Source organism: Fibrobacterota bacterium, assembly GCA_019509785.1.
GTDB lineage: Bacteria > Fibrobacterota > Fibrobacteria > UBA11236 > UBA11236 > Chersky-265.
Genome location: JAEKLQ010000104.1, coordinates 1 through 3016, shown reverse-complemented (window position 1 = coordinate 3016; position 3016 = coordinate 1). Strand labels below are relative to the sequence as shown.

Here is a 3016-nt window from a genome sequence, read left to right as displayed (position 1 = left end):
CATCCGCGACTTCACCGAGATCACCCAGGTCGGCGTCGACGCGGGCGACGACAACGAAGAGAACGAGGTCGCGTTCGCCGAGGTGGTGGAATTCGTGCGCGTCGGCGCGCAGCTGCTGTTCGTCGAGCTCGCGCCGGCGCGCGGCGAGGAGCCGGCGCCCGGCGCCGCGTCGATCCATTAACAATCTCCAGAAATCGGGCCGGTCGACATCGGCCCGTCGCACGAAAGTGGCGGGCACCGCATCCATTCCGACGATCGCGCGCGAGGAGTTCGGCCGCCGGCGCCGCGCGCTCTCGAAGCTCATGGGTCGCGACTCGATCGCCATCGTGCCCTCCGCGCCCGTGAGGCTGCGCAACAACGACGTCGAGTACGCATACCGTCCCGACAGCGACTTCTTCTATCTCACCGGGTTCAACGAACCGGAATCGGTCGCCGTGCTCGTGCCGGGTCGGCCGCAGGGCGAGTACATCCTGTTCGTGCGCGACCGCGATCCGACGCGCGAGACCTGGGACGGCCGGCGCGCGGGGCCGGTCGGTGCGGTGCGCGATTTCGGCGCCGACCATGCATTCCCCATCACGGACATCGACGAGATCCTGCCCGGGCTGCTCGAAAACCGCGCGAAGGTCTACTACGCGATGGGCACGCACCCCGAGTTCGACCAGCGCGTCGTCGGCTGGGTCAACGGCCTGCGCACGCAGGCGCGCAACGGCCGGCATCCGCCGCAGGAAATCGTGGCGCTCGACCACGTGTTGCACGACATGCGTCTCTTCAAGAGCCGCGGCGAAGTCGACACGATGCGCGCGGCCGCGCAGATCGCCGCGCAGGCGCACGTGCGCGCGATGCAGGCGTGCGCGCCGGGCAAGCGCGAATACGAGATCGTGGCCGAAGTGCTGCACGAGTTCCGGCGTTACAACGCGGATACTTCCTATCAGCCCATCGTCGGCGGCGGCGCCAACGGCTGCATCCTGCATTACCGCGAGAACGACGCGGTGCTCAATGATGGCGACCTGCTGCTCATCGATGCCGGATGCGAAGTGAACTGCTACGCCTCCGACATCACGCGGACGTTCCCCGTGAACGGACGGTTCACGCCCGAGCAGCGCGCGCTCTATGACGTCGTGCTCGAGGCGAACACCGCGGCCATCGAACAGGTGAAGCCCGGCAATCACTGGAACCGACCGCACGAGGCGGCGGTGAAGGTCATCACGCAGGGCCTCATCCGGCTCGGCCTGCTGAAGGGCAAACCCGCGAAGCTCGAGGAGAGCGCCGCGTACCGGAAGTACTTCATGCATCGCACCGGGCACTGGCTCGGCATGGACGTGCACGACGTCGGCGACTACAAGATCGGCAACGAGTGGCGCGTGTTCGAGCCCGGCATGGCGCTCACCATCGAACCCGGCATCTACGTCGCGCCCGGGACGCCGGGTGCGCCGAAAAAATTCCACGGCATCGGCATCCGCATCGAGGACGACGTCGTCGTCACCCGCGACGGCTGCGAAGTGCTGACGTCCGGTGCGCCGAAGGACGCGGTCGCCATCGAGCGCCTCATGGCTTCCGTTGCATGAGATGAAACCTTACGACGTCGTCATCGTCGGTGGCGGCATGGTCGGCGCGAGCTTCGCGCTCGCGCTGCGCGACACGGCGCTGCGCGTGCTGCTCATCGAGGGCGTGCCGCCGGACTCCGGCGTGCAGCCCAGCTTCGACGAACGCACCACCGCGCTCGGCAACGGGTCGCGCCAGATCTTCGAGACACTGGGCGTGTGGCCGGAGATGGCGCAGCACGCGGGTGCCATCGGCTCCATCCACGTTTCCGACGCCGGTCGCTTCGGCGTCTGTGGGCCGCGCTGCGCGGCGCGCCGAATCTCGACATCCGCGTGCCGGCACAGCTCGTGTCCGCCACGCCGCAGGCGGACGGCGTATCGCTCGAGGTGGCGTCCGGCGGTTCGACCGAAACCGTGCGCGCGGCGGTCGCCGTGGCCGCCGATGGAGCGGGCTCCGTGCTGCGCGCGAGCGCCGGGATCGACGCCTCCGTCGAGGATTACGACCAGGTCGCCATCGTCATCAACGCGGCGACCGACCGGCCTAACAACGGCGGGGCGTTCGAACGGTTCACGCCTTCGGGACCGCTCGCGGTGCTGCCGCTGAACGGCGCCGGCCAGGCGGGCGGACACTATGCCGTCGTGTGGGCGGTGCGCCCCGGTCGCGCGCAGGAGCTGCTGGCGCTGGACGATGCGGCGTTCGCGGCGGAGCTGCAATCCGCATTCGGCTGGCGCGCGGGCCGCTGGACGCGCATCGGCCGCCGCAATACCTATCCGCTCGCGCTGTCGCGCGCCGACGAGACGGTGGCGGGCCGCGTCGTGCTGATCGGCAATGCCGCGCAGGCGCTGCATCCGGTGGCGGGGCAGGGGTTCAATCTCGGCCTGCGCGACGCGGCGACGCTCGCCGAAATGCTCGCCGCCGCCGCACGTGCGGATCACGCCGAGCGCTTCGACGACCTGCTGAACCAATTCGCGGCGTGGCGCGCCGAGGACCGCAAGGGCGTCACTCGATTCACCGACGGCCTCGTGAAGCTGTTCGGCAACGACACGCCCGGACTCGGCCTGATACGCAATTTCGGCCTGCTCATGTTCGACCTGTCGCCGACCGCCAAGCGCGCGTTGTCGCGCGTCAGCTGGGGATTCGCGGGACGCATGCCGCGGCTCGCGCGCGGACTGCCGCTCGAATGAGCGCCGAGCGCGACGTCGCGGTCGTCGGCGCGGGACCCATCGGCCTCGCCACGGCGCTGCTGCTCCAGCGCCGCACCGGCATTGCCGCGTCGCGCATCACCGTGTTCGACCGCCGGGTGCCGCCCGCGGGGCAGCCGGCCGCGGACCTGCCCGTGGACCTGCGCGTGTTCGCGCTGTCGCGCGCGAGCGAGCGCATCCTGCGGGCCTGCGATGCGTGGCAGGAAGTATCCGGCGCGCGGGCCGCGCCATACGAACGCATGCACGTCTGGCACGCCGATGTGCCGCCGCAT

Annotated in this window: 5 protein-coding genes; 4 read left to right on the top strand and 1 reads right to left on the bottom strand. The window is 70.0% G+C overall.

The annotated features are described in order from the left end of the window. Both JF616_22945 and pepP read left to right on the top strand, forming a co-directional pair. Positions 1-181 (top strand): UPF0149 family protein (locus JF616_22945; GenBank protein ID MBW8890619.1); only part of this gene is annotated, 181 nt, incomplete at its 5' end. A gap of 64 nt (positions 182-245) precedes the next feature. After that, positions 246-1565, top strand: coding sequence for a Xaa-Pro aminopeptidase (gene pepP / locus JF616_22940; protein ID MBW8890618.1), 1320 nt, complete (start codon positions 246-248; stop codon positions 1563-1565). 9 nt (positions 1566-1574) lie between these two features. Here the strand turns inward: pepP and JF616_22935 are convergent, their stop codons facing one another. Further along, complete coding sequence (locus JF616_22935; GenBank protein ID MBW8890617.1) at positions 1575-1802, bottom strand: hypothetical protein; 228 nt, start codon at positions 1800-1802, stop codon at positions 1575-1577. Here JF616_22935 and JF616_22930 point away from each other — a divergent pair. Both JF616_22930 and JF616_22925 read left to right on the top strand, forming a co-directional pair. Then, positions 1761-2726, top strand: a complete 966-nt coding sequence (locus JF616_22930) for an FAD-dependent monooxygenase (protein ID MBW8890616.1) — start codon at positions 1761-1763, stop codon at positions 2724-2726. The genes JF616_22935 and JF616_22930 overlap by 42 nt on opposite strands. Next, positions 2723-3016: FAD-dependent oxidoreductase (locus tag JF616_22925; GenBank protein ID MBW8890615.1), on the top strand; the 294-nt coding region annotated here is incomplete at its 3' end. The genes JF616_22930 and JF616_22925, both read left to right, overlap by 4 nt.